Origin of the sequence: Mesorhizobium ventifaucium, assembly GCF_935822925.1 — a bacterium.
GTDB classification, from domain to species: Bacteria; Pseudomonadota; Alphaproteobacteria; order Rhizobiales; family Rhizobiaceae; genus Mesorhizobium; species Mesorhizobium ventifaucium.
The window spans coordinates 78,745-99,550 of the sequence record NZ_CAKXZS010000016.1 but is presented as its reverse complement, the minus strand read 5'-3'; the positions used below and the strand labels follow the sequence as shown (position 1 = coordinate 99,550).

Here is a 20,806-nt window from a genome sequence, read left to right as displayed (position 1 = left end):
ATGAGTGACCGCGGCAAAAAAGCGCTTGGCGTCGAGACCATCGGCATGAGCATGCGCTTCGGCGCCTTCACCGCGCTGGACGACGTCTCGATCAAGGTGCCGGCGGGATCGTTTCATGCGTTGCTCGGCGAAAACGGCGCGGGCAAGTCGACGCTGGTCAAATGCATCATGGGTTTTTATCACCCGACCGCCGGCGACATTCTGATCGACGGCCGCGAGGTCGGGATCGCCAGTCCGAAGGATGCCTCGGCGCTCGGCCTCGGTATGGTCTACCAGCATTTTGCCCTTGTCCCGTCACTGACGGGTGCAGAGAACCTGGTCATCTCGCGCGAAAAGGTGCCGGGGATTATCGACTGGCGCAACGAGCGCGCCGCCCTTGCCCAATTCATGGAGCGGATGCCGTTCAAGCTGCCGCTCGACGTCAAAGTGGCCGAACTCGCCGCCGGCGAGAAACAGAAGCTCGAAATCATCAAGCAGCTTTATCTCGGCCGCAGCTTTCTGGTGCTGGATGAGCCGACGTCGGTGCTGACCCCCGGCGAGGCGCAGGAAGTGCTGGGCCTCGTGCGCAGCATGACCAAGGCGGGCGACCTCACCGTGCTGATGATCTCGCACAAATTCCACGAGGTGACGGCTTTCGCCGACGACATCACGGTGCTGCGCAAGGGCAGATTGACCGGAACTGGGAAAGTATCGGAGCTGTCTCACAAGCAGATGGCGGCGATGATGATCGGTGACCAGCCGATCGCCGCGCTCGACAGCCGCGCTCCAGTGCCTGTCGGCGCCAGGCAAATCCTGACGGTGAAGGCACTGAAGGCGCCCGACCGCACCGGCCTGAGGACCATCGACATCGGCGAGCTCGATGTGAAATCGGGCGAGATCGTCGGTGTCGCCGGTATCTCCGGCAACGGCCAGAAGGAGTTTTTAGAAGTCCTGGCCGGGCAACGCACGCGTGATGCCGGCGACGTCCTGGTGAAGGGTTCGCCCTACGGCGCCAGCCGCGCCGAGGCACGCACGCTCAATGTGCGCTTCATCCCGGAGGAACCGTTGCGCAATGCCTGCGCGCCGAGGATGACGGTTGCCGAAAACATGGCCTTCCGGACCTTCGACTTGAACGAGGCCGGCAAACCGATCAGCTGGATCAGGATGAGTGCCATCAGGGACTATGCGACCCGCCTGGTCGAGCAGTTCAAAGTCAAAACCGCCTCGCTCGCCTCGCCGATCGCGTCGCTGTCCGGAGGCAATGTGCAGCGCGCGGTGCTCGCCCGCGAACTGACCGGCGAGGTCGATCTTCTCATCGTGTCCAATCCCTGCTTCGGCCTCGACTTCTCGGCGGTCGCCGAAATCCGCGCCCGCATCATGAAGGCGCGCAATGCCGGGGCGGCGGTGCTGCTGATGTCGGAAGATCTCGATGAGCTGCTTGAACTTTCGGACCGCATTTTCGTCATGTCCGACGGCGCGCTGGTCTATGAGACGCCGATCGCGCAGGCGAGCGTCCAGACGATCGGCGAGCATATGGCGGGACATCACTGATGGCGGAGATCGACGCGCTGCCGTTTCCGTTTGGCTGCAAGCCTGAGGCGATGGCGCTGGTCGTGATCGACATGCAGCGCGATTTTGCCGAGCCGGGCGGCTTCGGCGCCAGCCTCGGCAACGACGTCAGCCGGGTGGTGGCGATCGTGCCGACGGTGAAAAGGCTGATCGAGGGATTTCGCGCAGCCGGCCTGCCGGTCATCCACACGATGGAGTGTCATCGGCCTGATCTCTCGGATCTGCCGCCAGCCAAGCGTAGTCGCGGCAATCCGTCGATCCGGATCGGCGACGTTGGCCCGATGGGCCGTGTGCTGATCGCCGGCGAGCCGGGAACGGCGATCCTCGACGAGCTTGCCCCGCTGCCTGGCGAGATCGTCATCGAGAAGCCTGGCAAGGGCGCCTTCTACGCCACCAGCTTCGGCGAGGACCTGAATCGGCTCGGGGTGCAGCAGCTCGTCTTCGCCGGCGTCACGACGGAAGTCTGCGTGCAGACGACGATGCGCGAGGCCAACGACCGCGGCTATGAATGCCTGCTGGCCGAGGATGCGACGGAGAGCTATTTTCCGGAGTTCAAGGCGGCTGCGCTGGCCATGATCAGGGCGCAGGGCGCGATCGTCGGCTGGACGGCGACAACGGACCAGGTGCTCAAGGGAATTGCCGATGCCTAACATTGCATACCCGGCTCTCATCCATGGGGGCTGGCGTGATCTGGCATTCGAGCATTTTCGCGACGGCATCACGGTGCATTGGCTGCTCAAGGGCGGACCGGCCGAACCGTCCGTAGCCATCCTGAACTATCGGCCCGGCGCCGGCGTGCCGCGCCATCGCCATGCCGCACTGGAAACCATCGTCGTGCTGGAAGGCACCCAGAGCGACGAGAATGGCGACTATCTTGCCGGAAGCGTGATCCTGAACCCGGTCGGGACCGAGCATTCGGTATGGACGAAAGACGGTTGCGTCGTGCTGATCCAGTGGAATTTGCCGGTGGTCATTCTGGACGAGACGAAATGAGCGACATCCGCTTCGATATCGGCAGCCTGCACGCGGCCTATGCCTCCGGCATATCGTTTGCGGCCGTCATCGAAACCGTGCTTCAGCGCATAGCGGAAGCGGACGATCCCGGCATCTTCATCCATCTGGCGAGCAAGGCGGGCCTGCTCGCCGAAGCCGAGGCACTCGGCGGATTCGATCCCGTGGCAAAGCCGCTCTGGGGGGTGCCGTTCGCAGTCAAGGACAACATCGATGTTGCCGGCATGCCGACCACAGCCGGCTGCGCCGAATACGCCTACTTGCCGGCGAAAGACGCAACCGTCGTCGCGCTTCTGAGGGCGGCCGGGGCGCTGGTCGTCGGAAAGACCAATCTAGACCAATTCGCCACCGGCCTCGTCGGCGTACGCACGCCCTGGCCGATCCCGAAAAATACGATCGATCCGAAACTGGTGCCGGGCGGCTCCTCGTCCGGCTCGGCTGTGGCGACGGCGCGCGGCATCGTTTCTTTCGCGCTCGGCACTGATACTGCGGGCTCCGGCCGCATTCCCGCCGGCCTCAACAACATCGTCGGACTGAAGCCGACGGTCGGCGCGCTGTCGGCCGCCGGCGTCGTGCCGGCCTGCCGCACGCTCGACTGCGTCTCCGTCTTCGCGCTCACTGTCAATGACGCCTACAGCGTCTTCAGGGCCGCGGCGGCAAAAGATGACGCCGATCCTTACTCGCGCTCCATCGCGGCGCCGTCACTCGGTCCGCGTCCACCCGTTCTGTCTGTCGGCGTTCCGGCAAAGACGGACCGGGAATTTTTTGGCGACGCGGCCATGCAGGCGGGATTCGAAACGGCGCTGCGGAAGCTGGAAAAACTTGGCTGCCGACTGATCGAAATCCCCTTCGGCGATTTCTATGCCACCGCCAATCTTCTCTATGAAGGCGCCTGGGTGGCCGAGCGCTATGCGGCGATCGCGGATTTCATGGACGTGAACGAAGCAGCCATGCACAAGGTGACGCGCCAGATCATCGGGAGCGCACGAAAACTTTCCGCAGCCGATGCTTTCAAGGGCCTGTATGCGTTGCAGGCCTACAAGACCAGGCTCGCGCCTGTTATCGCCTCGGTCGACCTCTTCTGCGTGCCGACGGCGCCGACGCACTATTCGCTGGAGGCTGTTTTGGCCGATCCGATCGTCACCAACAGCCGGCTCGGCACCTACACCAACTTCGTCAATCTGCTCGACATGTGTGGCATCGCCGTACCGACGGGCAAGCGCGACGACGATCTGCCGATGAGCGTCACCTTGCTTGCCGCTGCCGGCAAGGACGCGTTGACGGCGACGCTGGCCAGAGAGCTCCATGCGGCCAGCGGTCTCGGCCTTGGCGCGACAGGCTGGGCGATGCCTGCCAGCGTCGCCAAAACGCCTGATTTCGATGACGGCATGATCGAGATCGTGGTAGTCGGCGCGCACCTGTCGGGAATGCCGCTCAACGGCCAGCTCTGTACGCTAGGCGGCCGAATGAGCAGGGCCGTCAAGACGGTCGCCTCCTATCAGCTCTATGCGCTCGCTGGCCAATCCGTGCCGAAGCCGGGGCTCGTGCGTGTTGCCCATGGCAACGGGAAGTCGATCGATGTCGAGGTCTGGCGGCTTTCAGCGGACGCGTTCGGACGCTTCGTGGCCGCGATCCCGCCGCCGCTCGGCATAGGCACGATCGAGCTCGATGACGGGACATCGGCCAAGGGCTTCCTGGTCGAGACCGCCGGGTTGTCACGAGCTATCGACATTTCGGCCTATGGCGGTTGGCGTAGCTTCATCGCAAAGGCCGGCGGAGAGCAACTGGAAAGCGTTCCGGCCGATTGAACGACCGGCCGTCGAGCCGGCAGCGTCAGCGCGACCTAAAATCGTAGCAGCGATGCGCGGCGTGCCGTCGCGCCGTATGCCGTAAGCGATCCGTATGTGCGCGTGCTCTAAAGTTGCACTGTGATTTGGCAGGCGTCAGCACGCGCTTGCGACCGCCGGAGACTTCGCGATGCGAACAAGCCGTGCAGTTGCCCCAACAGACTCCGTCGGGACTCATCGGGCCCGGAGATGCTTCGTGCTGTCGGGCATTTCTTTACGCCGGATGCTGTCGAGGGCCACGGCGATATTTCTCAGCCTGTTGCCAAGCTGGGCGTTCGCGGGAGATCAGCCTCCCGATTGGCGCCTGAACGCTCGTATCGTTGCCGTCGGGCTGCCCGACGTGGCCGGCGTGCGCGAGGTGGGGCGCTTTCATGTCGGCGGGCCGATACCGGGAAATCCGGAATTCCTTATGGCGACGCGCGAAGGGCGGATGCTCGATCCACTCAGGGTCCTCGTCGCCGTGGGCAGCAATTTCGGCGCACCAGCGGACGATCCAGCGCTTGAGGTCGGGGCGATCCTGTCCATCGATCCGCGCGCCGGCAAGTCGGGTGGCACCATTATCGTTCCGCAAGATCTCACCGGCAACGGCGGAGATGCGAGGGTTCAGCTCTACACGGCGCAGAGCGAACGGTTTCTCAACCGGCGATACAATGCCGGAGCTCGAACCGCGCGCCTCGCAGCCGCATCCGGACCGCGATACATTTCGATCAACAACGCCTTCGGAAGACCCTGGATCGCTAACGCGCCGAACGGATTGGCTGGCGAGGGCAGCGTCACCGTCATCGATCCCGACGGTGCGCCGCTCGCCAACGCGCCAAGCCGCGAGGCCGGCGGCGTGTTCGCCGGCCGGCATACCGATCGCGAGCAGGCGCCGAAAGCACAGCCCAGCGGCTGGCTTGGCAAGCTGCTGAATTATCAGGCAAGCGGCCAGCTGACATCGGGCGGAATGCAGACGGGCGCGCTCGGAACGGCTTTTCTCGGTCCCTCGCCCGACGGCAGCGGCTTTGCCGTGTTCGCCGCGGTCACCGCGGATGGTGGCGTGGTTCAAATCCATGTCCAGGACGGCGTCGACGGCTTGGCCGCCCGGGGCACGGTGAGCGCCGGCCGGGGCATCGGCGACGATCCCGGCGTCATCGGCCTCGCCTTCAAGTGGAACCCGGACCGTGCTCTTTACATCGCCGATCCGGGGCGTGACCGACTGGTGCTGCTTGAATTGGAGGACGACCGGCGGCATTTCACGGTCGCCAGGACCCGCACGATCTCGCTGCCGCAGTTCGACCGTCCGGTCGACGTCGCCGCCGCAATTCCCGAGATCGCCAATCCGCAATTCTCGAGCCACACGACGCTCGCCGGCGGGTCCGATCTGTTCGTCGCCAATCGCGGCGACGGCTCATTGCTGCGCTTGAGCCAGGACGGCCGGCTTCTCGCCCGGGCGACGATCGAGGTTCCAGGGGTCGGCCCTTTGGGAGCCGATCGCCTTCGCGCGATTGCGACGTCGGCGGACGCACAGCATATCTGGATAACGATTGGCGGCGAGGTTCCGGGATTTCCGGGCCACGAAGGGGCGCTCGTCGAGGTTGGGGCCTTCGACGAGCACGGCGCGGCGGCAGCGACGCAGGAGACACAGAGCGCTGCCGCCGACGCCAATCTTGCGGCGCGCGGAAAACAGGTGTTCCAGACCGATTACACGCGGCGCATGGGCCTTGGCCCATTGTTTAACGCAATGTCCTGCGTGGCCTGCCACCCCGGTCCCGGCGGCGCAAGCACCGACGAAAGCCATTTTGCGCGCAGGATAGCCCATATGGATCCGGGGTCCGGACGCACGGTTCCAATCGACCATCCCAACAGTCCGGTCGCCAGGCGCTATACACTCGACGGGGGCGCCAGCAACGCGACCGTGCCGGCGGCGATGCCGCGCCAGGCCAACGTGATTTCGCTGCGCATGCCGCTCGCTCTCTACGGTATCGCCAGGATCGACGAAATACCCGACAGCGTCATCGAAGCGCAGGCGGTCAGCAAGGGCGACGGCATCAAAGGCCGCGCCCATCATGTCGTCGATGGCCAGGGCGCATCGCGGGTCGGCCGATATGGCTGGAAGGCTGATGTAGCCACTCTCGAAGACATGGTGGCGAACGCTTTCGCAAACGAACTCGGCGTCACCGGCCCGAGTGTCAGCCGCGAGGCGGGCGCACAGCCGATCGAAGACGATTCCGCACAGATCGAGGCGGTCGCTTCCTATCTGCGAGCGCTGCGCCTGCCCGATGGGGCAAAGCCATGAGCCTCGCCCTGACGCTCTCCCATGCGCCGGAAAAAATGCGCCCGGTCTTGCCTGGCGTCATCGTTGCTGCGGCACTCGCCCTTGCCGCCGGCTGGATCGCCGGCGGACTGGGCGAGCCGCTGTCGCGCAACCCGGTCCTGGTCGCCATGCTCTTCGGGCTGCTGATCGGCAGCAGCTTCGCCTGTCCGGACGCCTTGCGCCCGGGGCTCGACTTCACCAAGCGCTATCTGTTGCGGCTCGCCGTGGTGCTGGTCGGCTTCCGTATCACGACGCGGCTGTTCCTGGATTTGGGGTTCATGCCGCTTGCAGTGGCGGCCATCGAGCTGATCTTGGTGCTGACGCTGCTCTACGCCATCGCGCGCAAGCTGTTCAGGCTCGACGCCGAGATCGCGCTGCTTGTCGCGGTCGGCAGCGCCGTCTGCGGCGCCGCGGCGATCCTCTCCATGGCCGCGCTGGTGCGTGCACGCGACCAGAGCGCCGGCATCGCCATCGCCTTGATCACGCTGAGCGGCACGGTGGCGTTGCTCGCCTATCCGGTCATGTTTCTGGGCGGTTGGCTGCCGCATCTCGACGACCGCCTCTATGGCGTGTTCGTCGGGGCGAGCATTTTCGAGCTGGCGCAGGTCTACGGCGCCTCCTTCGCCATTTCCGACGACGCGCTGAACACCGCCACACTGGTCAAGCTCAGCAAAGTGCTGATGCTCGTCCCGCTTCTGCTGGCCGCCGGCCTGGTGTTTCGCAGCCGCAACAAGGCGCAAGAGGCCGCGCCAATCCCGTTCCCGTGGTTCATCGTCGCGTTCATCGCTGTGGTGATGCTCAATTCGGAGATCACCCTCAATCCGCAACTGCGCCGCGTCATCCTCGATGTCGACCAGTTCCTGTTCCTGATGGTGATGATTGCGCTCGGCATCACCACCCGGGTCGGCCGGCTCGGAGAGGCCGGCGGCGCCTGGCGCCTGATCGGCGTCGGTTTCGTCGGGGTGGCTCTGTCGGCGGCCCTGGCCTATGCTGCGCTGATCCCGTTCTCGGCGACCTTCCTGGCCGCGTCACCCTCATCGCGCCAAAGCGCAATGCTCGGCAGCCCTGGCGGACGGCTTTTCGCCTCGGTCGGCTGCGCCAAATGCCATGTGCCGGCGCTGGAGGGCGCCAACGGCGAAGTCGAGCTGTACTCCGACCTTTTGCTGCACGACATGGGGCCGGCGCTCGACGACAAGATCGCCCAGGGCGATGCTATCGGCGCCGAATGGCGGACCGCGCCGCTCGTCGGCATCCGCCTGCGCCACCGCTACCTGCACGACGGCCGCGCGACCACGCTGCGCGACGCCGTCTTCGCCCATGGCGGCACGGCGCGGATCGTGCGCGACCGCTTCTTCGACCTGGACGAGACCGATCGCCAGGCGCTCCTCGATTTCGTGGCGAAGCTATGATGCGGCTTTATCACGCCACCACCGTTTTTGATCGGCCGAACTGCCATGTATGAAGCCGTCATCGCAAAGCTGAACCATCTCGACGGACCCGACCTGCTGGCGCCGCTGGTCCGCGACGTGTTTTGCGGAAACATAGCGCTCGTGTCCTCGTTTGGCGCGGAATCCGCGGTGCTGCTGCACATGGCGGCCTCGATCGACCGGTCGCTCCCCGTCATCACGCTCGACACCGGAAAGCTGTTTTCGGAAACGATCGCCTATCGCGCGCAGCTGACGGCTCTGCTCGGCCTCACCGATCTGCGCGTCGTCACACCTCAAACGGATGTCTTGCGGGCGCTCGACGGCGCCGGATCGCTGCACCGCCGCGATCCGGACCGGTGCTGCCAGATCCGCAAGGTTCTGCCGCTCGAAAATACGCTGACTGGCTTCAAGGCCTGGATTTCCGGTCGCAAGCGATATCATGGCGGGCTTCGCGCAGATGTTGCGACGCTCGAGGAAACTGACGGACGCCTGAAGATCGATCCGCTTGCCCGCTTCACCCGCCAGCAGATCGAGGCCTATCTCGATCGCTATGATCTTCCCCGGCATCCGCTGCTCGAAAAGGGCTATCTCTCGATCGGGTGCGCGCCGTGCACGGTCGCGTGCGGCAGCGCGGACAATCCGCGCGCGGGTCGCTGGAGCGGACTGTCGAAGGTGGAGTGCGGGATTCACCGGTCGCCCATTGCCGCTCGCAATTCGGCCGCGTCTGCCGCCTGATTTCGAGGTCGCGCAGGCATCCAATCGACGCTTGCACTCGGCCGTTGCCGCTTCATCTGCCAAGCCCCTACGAATTGTCGCACGATTGCGCTACCCTAAGGTCAATCTGGGCGGCGGGACGGTCATCACGGCACGACCTGACGCTCGATATTGGTCGAGCGGGAGCCCCGATGACCGCCCTAGACACCATTGACGCCGATGCGAGGCGCCCACTCTCGGGCACAGGCCGGATCGCCAAGCTGGCGGCGCCGCGCAGCGCCAGGATATTGAGGCGGAACCGCGTTCTCGAAGCGATCGGTCTGAAATCGCGTTCGAGCGTATGCTGGGTGGCCGCGCCGGCCGGCTACGGCAAGACGACGGCGGTCATCGACTACCTCGAAAGCGTCGCGGCACCGCATGTGTGGTTCCGCATCGACGAGGGCGACCAGGATATCGCGCGCTTCTTTCAATATCTGGCGCAGTCACTCGCCTCGCCCGCGGTTGGGAACATGCCCGTCTTCGGCGTCGAGTATGCCGAGCAACCGAAGGAGTTCGCCAGGCGCTTCTTCAGAGCCTATTTCGCGCGGTTGAAGCCCGGCACCATACTGGTCCTCGACGATTTGCAGGACGCCGACACGCCCGAATTCCGGGCGGTGCTTTCCGTGATGTTCCGTGAGCTTCCTGAAACGGTCCGCTGCATCTGCGTCTCGCGCACGCTGCCCCACGACGAACTGGGCGATCTCGTTCTCAAGGGCCAAGTGACCGTTATCGATCGATCGGCGCTCGAATTCTCGACATCGGAAGCGCGCGATTTTGTCAAGCTGCGGTCGAGGAACGGCGCCGTTCCAGTCGATGTCGAAGCGGCGCGCGGCTGGGCGATCGGGCTGGTTCTCCTCGCCGATCACGGCTCGGCGGTCGGACCTGACGAGACGAGCGGGACAGCAGCCGGCGGGCAGAATGCGCTGTCGGACGTTCTCGGCCGCCATTTCTTCCTTTCCCTCTCCGCCGCCGATCAGGACATGCTGCTGAAACTCAATCTGCTGCCCGAGATCAGCACCGAACTGGCGGACGTGATGATCGGGTCGGGCGAAGCGGGCAAGCTGCTCGACAGGCTCTACAAGCGGCAATTGCTGGTCACGCGAACGGAAAACAGCCGCGACGTTTTCCACCTGCACGACCTCTTGCGGGACTTCCTCGACCGACGCTTCGCACAGCGTGTGACGGCAGAAGAGCAGAAGTCGCTCAAACAAAGGGCGACAAAGGTGCTCGCCGACGCCGGTCGTTATGACGAAGCCATACACCTCGCCTTGCAGGCAGAGGACTGGGACCAAGCGAGCGGGCTCATGCTGAGCCGGGCGGAGGCCGTGCTGGCGCAGGGACATCGAACGACCTTCATCGAATGGGTCGGCCGGTTGCCGGAAGCGTTCATGAACGGCTGGCATTTCTATTGGCTGGGCGTGGCCCACATGCCGAACGACGCCGCGGCAGAGCACTGGCTGTCGAAGGCATGGCATGCCTTTGGCGAGGCCGACGATCAACGCGGGCTATGTCTTACGGTGTCGCGAGCGGTTCTGGTCAAGACGGACAGTTGGCGCACCTATGAGGGTCTTTCGGCCTGGACCCGCCGGGCGTTCGAAATCATCGAGCGCGGCCTGCCGGAACTGCCTTCCGAGGAAGCGATGCTGGTGCGCATCGGCATGGTGCGGGCGCTGAACTTCGGCGATGAATACTACCGCAACAGCCCGGCTGGGCAAGCGCTGGAAACGGAACTGCTGGAGCGGCTGACCCGGAATCCCGAGCACGACCCAAGCGGCTTGCGGCTGCTTGCCAGCGAAACGCTGATCGAGCATTCGGTATCGATCATGCGGGCGGATCTGTTCACGAAGGCGGTCGACAGCATTGTCGAGGATTTGAGCGACAAGGATGTGCTGCCTTGGGTCCTCGGCATGTGGCTGGTCGAGTTTGGCGCCAAGAGTGGCCGTTACTTCCCGTATAAGAGACGGGGTTTTCCCTACTCGTCGGCCGAAGCGGCGTTGCGCGAGGCGATCGCCATCGGTGAGCGCGAGTCGCTCAAGGGTGTGGAGTTCGGTGGCCTGTATCATCTTCAGATGCAGATGAAGTTCCGAAACGACTTTGCCGAGCTCGACCAGGTGGTCGAACGCCTCGCCGAGATCGCCGACAGCCGTTTCAGCACACAGGTCGCCATCGTCGCCAATTGCTATGCCGCGCTTCATGCCAGGCAAGGCGATTTCGCGGCGGCCTATGAGGATTGCGAGCGCTTCATGGCGGCGAGCGAGGCCGCCAACGAGCCGATGGTCGAGCGCTGGGCGCACTACATCACGAAGTTCCAGGTGCTGCTCGCCGACAGGAAGCCGCGCGAAGCCGCCGCGCTACTCAGCGACCTGCTGCCGCGGCTGGACGGCGGCGCCCGCAAGCGAACCGAGATATGCATTCTTGCGGCGGCCGCGCTGGAGAGCCTGTGGGACCAGGATCCACGTTACGGCGATCGGCTGAAGGTCTTTATGGAGGCGCTGCGCGACATCGCCTGGCCAATGGTGCTCCTCAACGTTCCGGAATTGCTCGCCGAACTGCTTGGCGATGCGCTTGAGCGCGGCATCGAGCCTAAGCTTTGCCGGTCGCTTATCCGGGAACGCCGATTGGACGCGCCGCAACGGCGGCCCACCGCCTGGCCATGGCCGCTCAAGGTCCACGTCCTCGGAGGCTTTCGGCTCGAACTCGATGGAAACCCTCTTAATCTCGGCGCCAAGCCACCGACGAAGGCTCTCGACATCCTGCGGGTACTGGCGATCTCGAAAGACAACACCTGCTCCCTGGAGACCCTTCAGGACTGGCTGTGGCCCGACCTCGACGGCGACCAGGCGCGGGCAGCATGCGAGCAGGCGCTGCATCGGCTGCGCAGGCTGCTCGGGCGGATCGACCTCATCGTCCAGCGCGAAGGCAAGCTTCGCCTCGCGTCGGACAAGGTCTGGGTCGACCTCGCCGACTGGGATCGACGGCTCAAATCCGTGACGACAGCCAATGGCGAGGCGGCCGGGCTGCGACCGGAAGCGGAAGCGCTGTTCCTCGCATTCCCCGGTCCGCTGTTTTTGCACGAGCGAGCCAGCTTCTGGTCGCTCGCCGCCGCCGAAAAAGTGCGTCGCGATCTGATCGATCTTGGATTGCGGATCGGCCAGCGGCTGGAGACAACCGGCAACGTCCAGGAAGCGCGCTCGGTCTATCTGAGGGCGTTGGACCTCTATCCGGATGCCGGACCCGTCTGCAAGGCGCTGATCAGGGAGCGGCTGTCGCGCCGCGATTTCGAAGGCGCGGTCGACGACTATGCACGCTACGAACGGGCGCTGCGTGCTGCCGGCGAAGCGGCGCCCGCTGCGGAATTACGCGCCTTGGTCGAACCCTATCTTGTGCGGCACACGCGCTGAAGACGGTGCTTTGCGCTGTCTGGCGAAACACCAGGCTATCGTCGCTCTGGCAGCCACCCCTCAAGCTCCGAGCAGGATGTTTGCTAACAGCTAGACGGCGGCACACGGATCGTTTTGTTCAGACAGGTCGTGCTGCACGCACCCAATCGAGTCGTGCGGCGGGGACAAGGCCGTAATTGTAAAAATTGATACCGTCGACGTCCGGCGCCAGCGCCGGCTTCACCTTGGCGGCGAGGATTTCAGGGCCTGCCATTTCCGGATAGAAGAGCCGGTAACCGGCGCCTAGGAATTTCTCTGCTCCGAGCGCGGTGCGGCCAGCCGCCATCAGGCCCGTCACGTCGCTGGCCTGCATGTCGTAGGCACAAAGGATCGCCCCGTCGCAGACCTTGCCGAGCGCTGCTAGATCGCAGCCGCCGAGCCAGCCGTTTCTCAGGTCGATGACGAGGACACGTGTCCCCGGATCGGCAACCTCGCGCAGTTCGGCGACAAGGCTGGTCACCGGCTCGAACCGCCGCAACAGATAGGCGTGGAGTTGCGGCCAGGGCAGAAAGGTGTCGAGGCCACTTGCGGGAAATTCTGGAAAGCGCCGTTCAGGCACCGCGCGCTCACACGCCTCGGCTATCCACTGCTTGACGAGCTCACGCGCCGCCTGGCCTTCGATGCCGGCAGCAGCGGCGCGGGCGAGGCAGGACGGACAGAAGCACAGCGACAGAAGAAAATCGTCTTCCGGCGTCAGCCCGACACCATCCTTCTCGTGATGGTATTCATGGGCGAAGCCCATGAAGGACGGGCTTTCAAGTTCGATTCTGTCCGGCTTGTAAGTGTGCGTAACGTCGGCGACGAGCGCGCGGACATAAGCGCGCGCATCCGGATGCGATGGGCACAGATTGTAATAATTGGGATCGCCAAAAGCGTTGCGGGTGACGGCCTGCGGATAAAGCATGCCGAGGCGGGTATTGTGCAGGCAGGCCGTCCAGCACGACACCTGGAGGCCGCCTGCCTCGCGCCGTTGGATAAGTTCGGCCAGAACGTCGCCGCCTTCCGTGATCACGTCGGCGACCTTCGGCTGGATCACGAGATCGGCCCATCGGGCGGCGGTTGGCTTGAAGTAGATCGTGCCGTCCTCCGGGAAATAGGCTTTGCGGCGCGGGCTGCGCGGCTGCAGGAAGCGACCGGCGTGATAGGAGGTCGCGAGACTGATCATGTTGAGCCCGGCGCGCTCGACGAGATCGCGTTCGACGGCTTCCAAGCCCAGATCCTGGACATCCCAGGGGTAGGTCCACATCGAAAGCTGCATGAAATCTCCTCGGTTTTCTATAATGGCGCCGTGAGCAAACGCGATTGGTTTCCCGTCAGCCTTCCACCGGTTCGGCGACCTGCAACAGGCAGTCTCCCGCCTCGCACATCGTGTGCAGCCGGCGCGAAAGTACGATGCCGCCTTCGGCGAAATGCAGGGCTTCCTCGGCAAGATCGAGTCGTTCGAGGTCGTGATACCAGCCGGCCAATTGTCCGGCGCTAACGCCGTCGCCGAGCCTGACGGCGGGTTCGAACCAGCCGCGGCGGGTGGCGTACAGGCCCTGACCGTGCCGGGAAAGCGAGAGCACTCGCGTCGGCGCCGAAGGCTTTGACTCCGGCGAAAGAACCGGCGCCTCGACCACGCCAACGGCGACCATCAGATTGTCGATCGCGCGAGCGGTAATCGCCATCGTATCAACTGTTGCGGTGCCGCCGCCGCCGAACTCGCCGCTGACGCCAATGGCACCGGCCCGGCGGGCTGCGCCCATCGAGGTCGGCGAGGCCTGACCATTGTCGGCCACGAACCCATACGGCATGCCGAGCGTCCGCATCAACTCCAACCCGCGCCTGTGGCGGTCGGGTTCGGTATTGCGCTCGACGAGTGCTGTAGGCAGATGTTCCATCGAGGTGCCGCCCGAATGGATGTCAAAGACGACGTCGTGGCGAGGGAACAGTTCCGTCTCGAGGAAACTGGCAAGACGGCTTGTCGGTGTGCCCGACGGATCGCCCGGAAAGGCTCGGTTGAGATTGCCGCCATCGAGCGGCGAACAGCGTTTGGCGGCCATGACCGCCGGTGCGTTCGCCATCGGCAGGATGGTGACGCGGCCCTTGATCCGCTTGGGATCGAGCCGGCGGATCAGCTTTGCCAGCGACAGCTCGCCCTCATATTCGTCACCGTGATTGCCGGCCATCAGAAGCAGCGACGGCCGTTCACCGTTGCGTATGAGGCAGATCGGGATCTTGACCTGGAAATAGGGCGAACGGTCTATCGAGAAGGGAATACTGAGATAGCCTGATGTCTTGCCGTCCCGGTCGAAGTCGAGCGTATGGGTGAGTCCGGTGTGCATGGTGGAGACTCAGATGGCGGCGATCGCTGTGACCTCGATGCGGAGGTCGGGATCGGCGAGACGCGCCTCGACGCAGGCCCGCGCCGGCAGGCGTTGAGGCTCCACCCAGGCATCGTAGATGCTGTTCATGGCGTCGAAGTCGCCGATCTGCGGCAGGAAGATGTTGACCGCCACAAGCTTCGACTTGCTGCTGCCGGCCTCGACCAAAAGCGCCTCGATCTTTGAGAGCACATCGCTGGTCTGGCCTTCGATGCCGGCCTTGCGATTGTCGGCGACCTGGCCTGCGATATGGACGAGGCCACCATAGACGACCGCCTGCGACATGCGGGAGCCGGACTGGAAGTACTTGATCATATTGGATCCTTTCGAGGTTCTCTTGGGGCCGCCGCCACAAAATCCGATCAGCCGAAATAGGTGGGAAAGGCGTGGCGGACATGCCCGGCCGCGTCGACGCCGAAGATCACGCGATAGCGATCGAGGCAGGTGCAGGGATGGGAGATGCCGAATTCAATGATGTCGCCAACGGCAATGTCGTCGCCCGGCGCGATTGTCAGGAAGGCGTGCTGGTCGTTCAGCTTGAAGACGTCGGCGCGCGCTTCCGGCAGTGGCTTGCCGGTCCGGAAGACCGCGAGCACCATCGGAAAGCCCTGATCGAACGACACGTCGCGCATGCCCATGCCGCAGATCGCCAGGCCGGGCTCCGGCCGCGACAGCACCTCGGCCCACAGGCGCAAAGCCGGACGAAACGAATGTCGTGCGGAAACGCTGACGCCGCCGACCACAAAGCCGTTGCGGGCGTCAAGTGCGCTAAGCGAGCGATCATAGATACCATGGTCGTGGAAGAAGATGGCGCCGCTGCGCAACACCAGCGTCACATTGCCGTCCCTGGAAACGGCGGGCGAAAGCGCGGCGACCACTTTGTCGAAGAATACCGAGCCGCCGGCCGTGACGATCAGCGGCACGTCGCCACCGACGCGGGCGCGCAGCCGCAGGAACATGTCGGCGGTCATCGCCAGCAGAGCCGAGATCACCTCCTCGGTGCGGCCGGGGTCGGGTTGCGCCGCGGCACCTTCGTAGTTCGCAACGCCGGCAATCAGCAGCCGTCCGCCGGCTGCATCAACTGCATCGGCGATCGCCTCGGCTTCGCCAGTGGTCCGCGCGCCCGCCCTCCCCGCACCGAGTTCGACGAGCACGCGCAACGGCGGCAGCATTGCATTGGCCCGCCAGGCTTCGGCGAGCGCATTCACGGCGGCGATAGAGTCGGCGAAGACGAAGAGCTCGACGCTTGGCCAGGCGCCAGCCAGCGCTGCGAGCCGGTTCGCACCGCCTGATCCACCAACCTCGTTGGCGATGATCAGCCGTGTGAGGCCGGCCCTGAGCATCACCGCGGCTTGTCTGATATCCGCGACGGTCGTTCCCCATGCTCCGGCCTCTACCAACGATCGGGCAAGGTCGGGCGCCATCGGGGTCTTGGCATGCGGCGCGACCATGGCGCCCTGTTCGCGCGCGTAGCGCAGAAACAGGTCACGATTGGCGATGAAGGCCTCCTCGTCGAGGGTCAGCACCGGCAACGACATGCGCCCATCAGCCGGATGCCAGCGCTGAAATGCGACAAGGCTGCTGTCCAGCCCGAAGGTGCCGGGCGGCACGCCGCGGATGCGATCGTCGAGCAGGAAATTTTCACGGGTCGCGAGCGCCGGTACGGGTGAGTTTTCGGTCATCCGATGCTAGTCCTTTCGCGTTCGCAGGACGAAGTCCGGATCGATTTCCGATGCCGGCCACAGCATGAGAGAGATGCGTGTCAAAGCCTTACTCCGGACCGATCATCGATGCCCACCATCATCTTTGGGATCTCGGCCTCGGCCGCCACCCGTGGCTCGCCACAACGGCTGGCGAGCGCGGCGGCATGGGCGAGCTTGGCCCGTTGCGGCGAAACTATCTTCCTGAGGATTATTTGCGCGACGCCAGCCGGCACAATGTCGTCGCCACCGTCCATGTCGAAGCCGGTTGGGCCGGGGACGACTGCGTCGGCGAAACGCGGTGGCTTGAAACGCTCGGCAAGTCGCAGGGCGTGGCGGCCCGCTACGTCGTACACGTTCCTCTGGCGAACCGCCAAGCCCCGGCGCTGGTCGAGGCGCAGGCGGCATTCGACCGTGTCGTCGGCGTGCGCGACATACTGAGCTGGGATCCAGATCCTGCCCGCCGTTTCGCTGCCCATGACGGCATCATGGACGATCCGGCCTGGCGCGCCGGCCTGGCGCTGCTTGCCGGCCATCGGCTGATTTTCGATCTGATGGTGTTTCCGCGCCAGCTCGCCGGTGCCGCGCGCCTCGCAGCGGCCTATCCGAACCAGCTCTTTGTTCTCAACCACTGCGGCAGCCCGATCGACCGTGACGCCGATGGAATGCGGGCGTGGCGCGAAGCGCTTCGGCTTTTGTCGGAGCGCGACAACGTCGCCATCAAGATATCGGATCTGGTCGCCTACGATCATGATTGGACGCTCGACAGCCTGAAGCCGGTTGTCATGCATTGCATCGACTGTTTCGGCACGCAGCGGGCGATGTTCGGCAGTGACTTCCCGGTGGCCGGTCTGCACGCGTCGTTCGATGCGGTATATGACAGCTTCAAGGCCATTTCCGGGGAGCTTTCCGCAGACGAGCAGACGGCGTTGTTCTTCGGCAATGCAAGGCGCATCTACCGGCTGGACGATATGTCATCGGCGGGCCTGCTCCCTGCCTGAGAGAAGCAGCAGCCCCAGGATCAGCGAACCGAAAAGGATGCTGCGCCAGCCGGGCGATGCGTTGACGACGGTGATCAGAGCCGTGATCGTGACCAGCAGGATGGCGCCGGGAATGGTGCCGGCATAGGTGCCGAGCCCGCCGAGGATCGAGGTGCCGCCGAGCACGACGGCCGCAATCGAGGCGAGCAGATAGGGATCGCCGATCCCGACATAGCCTTGTCCGTTCATGCCGAGCACCAGCACGCCCGCAAGCCCGGAAGTGAACCCGCTGATGCCGTAGACCGCCAGGGTTGTCGAAGCGAAGGGAACGCCGGAGAGTGTCGCGGCGAGCGGGTTGGCGCCCATGGCGAAGAGCCGAGCGCCGAAGGATGTGGCATGCATTGCGGCCAGAACGATCACGGAGACGGCCACCCACAAGAGCACGCCTGCGGGTATACCGGCCGGCCGCGCATTGCCGATCCAGCGGACCAGCGGGTTCTCGGCGGTCACGGCGCTGCCGCCGGCGATGATGATCAGCAGGCCCTGCAGGAATGTCGCCATGGCCAGGGTCATGATCATGGGATGAACGCGCAACAATGCCACGCCCAGCCCGTTCACCAGACCGATTGTCGTCGTCAGCGCAAGGACGGCAAGGACGGCGGTGAGCCCGGTCGGATCCGCCTGCCACGACAGCAGCGGCAGGCTGACGGCGCTCACCGTGACGATCGCCGCGACGGAAAGGTCGATGCCGCCGGCAATGACTACAAAGGTCTGCCCCGCCGCAACCAGGCCAATCACCGCGGCCAGTTCGACCAGATAGCGCAAATGGCCATAGGCGCCGAAGCCGCGCGAGACGAAGCTCGCCACGATCCACACCGCGGCAACGATGGCAACGGTGAGAAAGGGCCGGCTACGCAGGATTGTCAGAGCGCGCCTGCCGCCCACGGTCTCTTTCCATGCTGTCATCGCTGCACCTTGCGGAATTGCGGGATGGCGACCGCCCCGATGATGATGAGGCCCTGGGCGACATACTGGGCGACCGGCGTGAAGCCGAGGAAGAACATCACACTGATCATCAGGCTGAGCAGCAGGCTACCGGCAAGCGCACCGCGCATCGTGCCTTGACCGCCGAGGAAGCCGATGCCGCCGAGCACGGCGGCGGCAATGGAATTCAGCGTGAACGCCGTGCCGATGATCGGATCGCCCGAACCTGTTTGCGCGGCGACGAACAGGCCGGCGCCTGTGCAAAGCAGGCCGCTGATCGCGTAGGCGGCTACCCGCGCACCATCGACCGGCACGCCGGAGCGATAGGCGCCGACCGGATTCTCGCCGGCGGCATAAAGGCTCAAGCCAAGCGGTGTGGCGAGATAGAGTTTCCACAGAAGGACGATGAGCACCAGCAGCACGAAGGCCGCGGGCGTGTTGCCGGCAAGCAGGTCCGACAGCCACTCCGGAATGGCGCCGCCGGGTCTCGGCAGGATGAGCAGCGCAGCACCGCCGATGATGAAGGAACCGGCGAGCGTCACCACGATCGCCGGCAACCGAAGTTTTACGACGATGAATCCGGTCGCGCCACCGATGCCGACACCGGTCAGCGCCACCGCAGTGGCACCGCCGGCTACGCCCAGCGGCCCGGTCATCGTCGTCGCGGCGATCACCGCGCCCAGGCTGACCATTGCGCCGATGGCCAGGCTGATGCCGCCGGTAAGCATGAGGATCGCCTGGGCCATGGCGACCAGCGCCAGTGGAAACCAGCTCTGGGTGAATTTGGCGAAGCCGGAAGCGGTAAACAGGCCGGGAAACAGGAAGCCATAGGCGACGAGGAACGCCATGACCACGGCGAACAGGCCACGCACGCCGACATTGCGGCGCAGCTGAACCGGCCAGTAGAGAGCGCCGGCTTGCCTTGAGGAGCCCACCGTGCTCATGCCGCCACCTGCCGCTGTTCGGCGCCCATCGCGGCGGAAACGATCGCTTCCTCGCTCAATGCGCCGCGCTCGAGCATGGCAACGATGTGGCCCTCCCGGACCACCGCGACGCGGTCGCAAAGGTGCACCAGTTCGGGTGTGTCGGAGCTGAGCAGCACGACCGCCTTGCCGGCGGCGGCGAAGTTGCGAAGCATCATGTAGATTTCGCGCTTGGTCTCGACATCGACGCCGCGCGTCGGGTCGTTGAGGAGAAGCGCAAGCGGGTGGTGCGGCATCCATTTCGCCAGCGCCACCTTCTGCTGGTTGCCGCCCGAGAGGGCCTGCGCCGGCCGGTCGAGGTCGCCCTTGATGCCAAGCTGGGCAGCGAGACCTCTCGCCGTCTCGCGCTCGGCACGGCGGCTGCGCAGTTTCAGCGCCGGCAGTCTTGCGAAAGCGGGCAGCATCATGTTGGTGATGATGGAATGGATCAGGTGCAGGCCTTCGCGCTTGCGGTCGGCCGGGACATAGGCGAGGCCAAGCGCGTTGGCTTTCGGCACACCGCTGGGCAGACTTGAAGCGCCGTTGATGGTCGCGGATGCCGTCCTGGCCGGAATGGCACCGTAGAGGCCGAGCAGCAGATCTTCCTGCCCTTGCCCGACCAGGCCTCCAATGCCGAGCACCTCGCCCGTCCTGATGTCGAGATCGACGTCGCGCATCAGGCCGGCCGAAAAATTGCGAACCGAGATGGCGTTGGCAGTCGATACCGAAGCCTGCCACTGTGGAAAAAGGTCGCCGGGGTCGCGGCCGACCATCAGCCGTACCAGCCCGCCGGCGTCGGTTCCTTCCAGGCTGCGATCCGCCGTGCAGGCGCCGTCCTTCAGGATGGTGACATGCTGGCACAGTGCCATGACTTCGTTCAGCCGGTGCGAAATGTAGAGAATAGCGATGCCCTCGCCGCGCAGCCTCTCCAACAATTCCGTCAGGACTTTCGTTTCGGTTGCCGAAAGCGACGAAGTGGGTTCGTCGAGAATGAGAACGCGCGGCCGGCGGTAAAGCGCCTTGGCTATCTCCACCATCTGCCGGCGGCCAAGCGACAAATGTCCAACCGGTACCGAGAGCGGTTCGCGAAGCCCGACAAGATCACATGCTGCCCTGGCCCGCACGGCGAGTTCGGGATAGTCGAGCAAACCGAACCGGCGCGGATAGGCGCCAAGGCCGATGTTCTCGGCGATGGAGAGGCTGGCCGTCAGGCTGAGTTCCTGCTGGACGACGGCGATCCCGGCCTGTTGGGCATAGGCGGGGGTCATGCGCCACACTGGGCGCCCATCGACCTCGATCGCTCCGCCATCCGGGCGCAAGGCACCGGACAAGAGGTTGATCAGCGTCGACTTTCCGGCGCCGTTCTCGCCGAGCAGCGCATGCACGCGGCCCGGCTGGAGAGCGATGGAAACGTCGCGCAGGACGGGGTTGCCGAAGAAGGACTTCGACACCCCCCGCGCGGCAAGAAGCGGAGCCGTGGCCACCAACTTCTGCG

At 64.8% G+C, this 20,806-nt stretch carries 16 protein-coding genes; 9 read left to right on the top strand and 7 right to left on the bottom strand.

What is annotated here, in order from left to right; all coding sequences use genetic code 11:
• The 8 genes from NMG70_RS15185 to NMG70_RS15150 all read left to right on the top strand — a co-directional run bounded on the left by NMG70_RS15185 (position 1) and on the right by NMG70_RS15150 (position 12,283).
• Positions 1-1,530 carry an ABC transporter ATP-binding protein gene (locus NMG70_RS15185; protein WP_254025291.1) on the top strand — a complete coding sequence of 510 codons (1,530 nt, stop codon included), beginning with the start codon at positions 1-3 and terminating at the stop codon, positions 1,528-1,530.
• The gene (locus tag NMG70_RS15180; protein ID WP_254025290.1) at positions 1,530-2,198 is read left to right on the top strand and encodes a cysteine hydrolase family protein; all 669 of its coding nucleotides are present in this window, start codon (positions 1,530-1,532) and stop codon (positions 2,196-2,198) included. Before NMG70_RS15185 ends, NMG70_RS15180 begins: the two co-directional genes overlap by 1 nt.
• Positions 2,191-2,541, top strand: coding sequence for a cupin domain-containing protein (locus NMG70_RS15175; RefSeq protein ID WP_254025289.1), 351 nt, complete (start codon positions 2,191-2,193; stop codon positions 2,539-2,541). Before NMG70_RS15180 ends, NMG70_RS15175 begins: the two co-directional genes overlap by 8 nt.
• The gene (gene atzF / locus NMG70_RS15170) at positions 2,538-4,367 is read left to right on the top strand and encodes an allophanate hydrolase (protein ID WP_254025288.1); all 1,830 of its coding nucleotides are present in this window, start codon (positions 2,538-2,540) and stop codon (positions 4,365-4,367) included. The genes NMG70_RS15175 and atzF overlap by 4 nt, the downstream gene beginning before the upstream one ends.
• A gap of 235 nt (positions 4,368-4,602) precedes the next feature.
• Positions 4,603-6,684 carry a di-heme oxidoredictase family protein gene (locus tag NMG70_RS15165; protein WP_254025287.1) on the top strand — a complete coding sequence of 694 codons (2,082 nt, stop codon included), beginning with the start codon at positions 4,603-4,605 and terminating at the stop codon, positions 6,682-6,684.
• The gene (locus tag NMG70_RS15160) at positions 6,681-8,111 is read left to right on the top strand and encodes a putative sulfate exporter family transporter (protein ID WP_254025286.1); all 1,431 of its coding nucleotides are present in this window, start codon (positions 6,681-6,683) and stop codon (positions 8,109-8,111) included. Before NMG70_RS15165 ends, NMG70_RS15160 begins: the two co-directional genes overlap by 4 nt.
• Before the next feature lie 45 nt (positions 8,112-8,156).
• Positions 8,157-8,864: a phosphoadenylyl-sulfate reductase gene (locus NMG70_RS15155; RefSeq protein WP_254025285.1), complete on the top strand. Its 708-nt coding sequence runs from the start codon at positions 8,157-8,159 to the stop codon at positions 8,862-8,864.
• 170 nt (positions 8,865-9,034) lie between these two features.
• A complete protein-coding gene (locus NMG70_RS15150) occupies positions 9,035-12,283 on the top strand; it encodes an AfsR/SARP family transcriptional regulator (RefSeq protein ID WP_254025284.1) in 3,249 nt (1,082 codons plus the stop codon).
• A 118-nt stretch (positions 12,284-12,401) separates the two neighbouring features.
• Here NMG70_RS15150 and NMG70_RS15145 read toward each other — a convergent pair whose 3' ends face one another.
• Genes NMG70_RS15145 through NMG70_RS15130 form a run of 4 tightly spaced genes read right to left on the bottom strand, consistent with a single transcriptional unit; the run spans position 12,402 to position 16,367 of the window.
• Complete coding sequence (locus NMG70_RS15145) at positions 12,402-13,580, bottom strand: hypothetical protein (protein ID WP_254025283.1); 1,179 nt, start codon at positions 13,578-13,580, stop codon at positions 12,402-12,404.
• A 55-nt stretch (positions 13,581-13,635) separates the two neighbouring features.
• The gene (locus NMG70_RS15140; protein ID WP_254025282.1) at positions 13,636-14,646 is read right to left on the bottom strand and encodes a succinylglutamate desuccinylase/aspartoacylase family protein; all 1,011 of its coding nucleotides are present in this window, start codon (positions 14,644-14,646) and stop codon (positions 13,636-13,638) included.
• 9 nt (positions 14,647-14,655) lie between these two features.
• Positions 14,656-15,000, bottom strand: coding sequence for a RidA family protein (locus tag NMG70_RS15135; RefSeq protein WP_254025281.1), 345 nt, complete (start codon positions 14,998-15,000; stop codon positions 14,656-14,658).
• Positions 15,001-15,047: 47 nt separating this feature from the next.
• Positions 15,048-16,367, bottom strand: coding sequence for an alanine racemase (locus NMG70_RS15130; protein WP_254025280.1), 1,320 nt, complete (start codon positions 16,365-16,367; stop codon positions 15,048-15,050).
• Positions 16,368-16,444: 77 nt separating this feature from the next.
• Here NMG70_RS15130 and NMG70_RS15125 point away from each other — a divergent pair, with 77 nt between their 5' ends.
• Positions 16,445-17,386 carry an amidohydrolase family protein gene (locus NMG70_RS15125; protein ID WP_254025279.1) on the top strand — a complete coding sequence of 314 codons (942 nt, stop codon included), beginning with the start codon at positions 16,445-16,447 and terminating at the stop codon, positions 17,384-17,386.
• On the opposite strand, the gene NMG70_RS15120 is transcribed toward NMG70_RS15125, so the two are convergent.
• The 3 genes from NMG70_RS15120 to NMG70_RS15110 are packed head-to-tail and all read right to left on the bottom strand — an operon-like array spanning position 17,360 to position 20,798.
• On the bottom strand, positions 17,360-18,331 hold the full coding sequence (locus NMG70_RS15120) for an ABC transporter permease (RefSeq protein WP_254025278.1): 972 nt from the start codon (positions 18,329-18,331) through the stop codon (positions 17,360-17,362). The genes NMG70_RS15125 and NMG70_RS15120 overlap by 27 nt on opposite strands.
• Positions 18,328-19,293, bottom strand: coding sequence for an ABC transporter permease (locus NMG70_RS15115; protein ID WP_254025277.1), 966 nt, complete (start codon positions 19,291-19,293; stop codon positions 18,328-18,330). The genes NMG70_RS15120 and NMG70_RS15115 overlap by 4 nt, the downstream gene beginning before the upstream one ends.
• Positions 19,290-20,798 carry a sugar ABC transporter ATP-binding protein gene (locus NMG70_RS15110; protein ID WP_254025276.1) on the bottom strand — a complete coding sequence of 503 codons (1,509 nt, stop codon included), beginning with the start codon at positions 20,796-20,798 and terminating at the stop codon, positions 19,290-19,292. The genes NMG70_RS15115 and NMG70_RS15110 overlap by 4 nt, the downstream gene beginning before the upstream one ends.
• Positions 20,799-20,806: the final 8 nt, after the last annotated feature.